The organism is Streptomyces sp. NPDC051172 (genome assembly GCF_040682555.1).
In the GTDB taxonomy this organism is placed as follows: Bacteria; Actinomycetota; Actinomycetes; order Streptomycetales; family Streptomycetaceae; genus Streptomyces.
Genome location: NZ_JBFBBE010000364.1, coordinates 1 through 1,328, shown reverse-complemented (window position 1 = coordinate 1,328; position 1,328 = coordinate 1). Strand labels below are relative to the sequence as shown.

The window sequence follows — 1,328 nt, the reverse complement described above, 5'->3', positions numbered from 1 at the left end:
GTTCACGGTGCCGGACGCCGACGTCGAGGTGCTCCTGCTGCCCGCCGCGGCGCCGTGGCTGCGCATCGCGGACGTGGTGGACCAGATGCGGGCCATCGCGGCGTCGCACACCCGCCCCATCCACGACGGCATCCTCAGCGAGGACGGCAAGGGCGTGGTGGACGGGGTGCTCTCGGGGCTCGCGGAGGGCGTGACCGACTACCGGCGTCTGGCCCCCGGGGAGCCCTGGACGTTCTGAGGCACGGGGAGGCGACGGCGGCCGGCCCGGGGCCGGTCACCAGCTGAGGGTGATCTCCAGCTCGGCGTCGCCGCCGTCCTCGACTTCGAGCTCCACCTCGAGGCCCACGCGGTCCGGGACGGTGACGACGACGTCGCGGCCGCCGTGCTCGATCCGCACCTCGTTCTGCCGGGAGAGCTGGTCGGCGAGGTCGCGCAGGCGTGCGGCGGCCTGCTCACGGCTGAGGGTCTGCTGCTGCTCGTGCTCGAAGAGGTCCTTGCCCATGGCACCGACGGTAGTCGGTGGGCGGGGTGCGCGCGACGGACGGGCCCCGGCGCGGCCGACACCGGGGCCCGTGCGGGTCAGCGGGACGCGGCCGGGGCGAGGGCGGGCTCGTCGTCGCGGTGGATCTCGAAGCCGGGTGCCCGGTAGGTGGGCTCCCGGCGCTTGAGGGCCCGGATGACGAGCAGGGTCACCGGCACGATGAGGATCTCCACGAGCGTCTTGTAACCGAAGCCGGTCACCGTGTAGTTCGCCAGTTCCAGCAGTGAGATGGTGCCGGCGTAGGCGATGGTGCAGAAGATCAGGGTGTCGAAGAACTGGCCGACCACGGTGGAGAGGATGAGCCGGAACGCCACGTGCCGTTCCTTCATGCGCTCCTTGAGGCGGACCACGATGGACGCGTTGAGCAGGGAGCCCACGAGGAACGCGACGACGCCGGCCACGGTGATCCGCAGCATGGGCGCGAGGGCCTGGTCCCACACCTCGAAGCCCTCGACGGGCGTGGTCCAGGAGACCACGGTGTAGGTGAGGGCGGCGAGCACGAGCATCGCGAAGCCGAGGACGATGGCGCGGCGGGCCCGGCGCCAGCCGTACACCTCGGCGAGGATGTCGCCGACGATGTACGCGAACGGGAAAAGGAAGGCGCCGCCGTCGAAGATGAGGGGGCCGCCGTCGTAGAAGAGGTCCTAGATGACCGGGACGGTGGGGCCGTAGAAGAGCTTGGCCGCGGTGACGCCGGAGAGGATGAGGAGGGCGATGAAGACGCCCACGAAGATGTCGTAGTAGCTCGCGGGCACCCGGGCGTAGGCCGGAGTGCCCTGCCCAGAGG

2 protein-coding genes and 1 pseudogene are annotated in these 1,328 nt (G+C 71.2%); 1 reads left to right on the top strand and 2 read right to left on the bottom strand.

The features are described from left to right. A pseudogene (locus tag AB0N07_RS51145) lies at positions 1–238 on the top strand (MBL fold metallo-hydrolase); the annotation flags it as partial. Between the two features lie 36 nt (positions 239–274). Here the strand turns inward: AB0N07_RS51145 and AB0N07_RS51140 are convergent. Continuing rightward, a complete protein-coding gene (locus AB0N07_RS51140) occupies positions 275–502 on the bottom strand; it encodes an amphi-Trp domain-containing protein (protein WP_049161426.1) in 228 nt (75 codons plus the stop codon). Positions 503–579: 77 nt separating this feature from the next. Continuing rightward, positions 580–1,158, bottom strand: a complete 579-nt coding sequence (locus AB0N07_RS51135; RefSeq protein WP_365847861.1) for a queuosine precursor transporter — start codon at positions 1,156–1,158, stop codon at positions 580–582. Positions 1,159–1,328: the final 170 nt, after the last annotated feature.

Coding starts and splice junctions, on each gene's coding strand:
- AB0N07_RS51140 (WP_049161426.1), bottom strand. CDS start 502: ATGGGCAAGGACCTCTTCGAGCACGAGCAGCAGCAGACCCTCAGCCGT.